The organism is Protofrankia sp. CiT1, from assembly GCF_917627335.1.
Classification (GTDB): Bacteria; Actinomycetota; Actinomycetes; order Frankiales; family Frankiaceae; genus Protofrankia.
The window spans coordinates 1-1,146 of the sequence record NZ_CAKJTP010000263.1 but is presented as its reverse complement, the minus strand read 5'-3'; the positions used below and the strand labels follow the sequence as shown (position 1 = coordinate 1,146).

Annotated in this window: 1 protein-coding gene; it reads left to right on the top strand. The window is 63.6% G+C overall.

Annotation, left to right across the window (positions count from 1 at the left end; translation table 11 throughout):
* Window positions 1-461 precede the first annotated feature (461 nt).
* Window positions 462-1,146 (top strand): reverse transcriptase domain-containing protein (locus tag MJ785_RS21165; protein ID WP_255727673.1); only part of this gene is annotated, 685 nt, incomplete at its 3' end.

Here is a 1,146-nt window from a genome sequence, read left to right as displayed (position 1 = left end):
GGGGGAAACGCCCGGCGTCGAAGCGCAGCGTCAAAAGCCCTTTTGGGGAAGCGACTAGATGGTCCGTAGCGTGAAGCGAACGTTGCCGCATCGTGAGGATTCCCACTTTCGGGTGGGGAAAAGGGAGAGCCGAGCCGAGTCCGTCACGGTGAAGGCCATGGAAACGGTGGAGATCCTGGAGTGCAGCCGTGAAGAACTCCCCGGTGTATAGGCGGCGGAACGTCTAGAAGGTGACGGCGGGAACTGGAGAGACCCTCCCCGACCCGGCGGTCCCGCGAGTGGATGCCGTCGGTAGTTGTGGCTGTCTTATAACCGGTCAAACCGGGAAGTGGATGGCCTGTCGGGAGGGAGTCGGAGGCGGTCGTAGTACCGGTTGTAGCCGGCGGACAACATAACCGTCGGTGAGGGAAGGACCGCTGCTTCGTCGGTGCGTTCGGATTGGGGAGGAGCTGGTGAGTGCCATGCATGCGGCTAGTACCGCCGGGAAAGATACTGTTCAGTCCCTGCAACGGACGCTGTACCGGGCGGCCAAGGCGGATCCCGGGCGTCGGTTCCACGCGCTCTACGACAAGGTCTGTCGCGGGGACGTGCTGGAGCGTGCGTGGGTGCGGGTGCGTGCGAACAAGGGCGCGCCCGGTGTTGACCGGATTACCGTCGCGGACGTCGAGGAATACGGTGTGGATCGTTTCCTCGGCGAGTTGGCTACGGATCTACGGGAGGGTAGGTGGCGGCCGTCGCCGGCCCGTCGGGTGTTTATTCCTAAGTCCGGCGGTAATGGTGGTGTGCGTCCGCTCGCGATTCCCGTGGTGCGTGACCGGGTCGTGCAGGCGGCGGTGAAGTTGGTTCTCGAACCGGTGTTCGAGGCTGATTTCCTACCGTGTTCGTTCGGGTTCCGTCCCGGGCGTGGCCCGCACGACGCTCTTCAGGTGCTCGTGGATGAGCCCTGGCGGGGCCGGCGGTGGATCGTGGAAACGGATATCGCTAATTGTTTCACTGCGATTCCACGTGACCGGTTGATGGCGGCGGTTGAGGAAAGGGTCTGTGATCGTCGTGTCTTGAAGCTCCTGCGTGCGATGTTGGGCGCGGGTGTGATGGAGGACGGGACGGTCCGCCGTGAAGTGACGGGTACACCACAGGGCGGGGTTA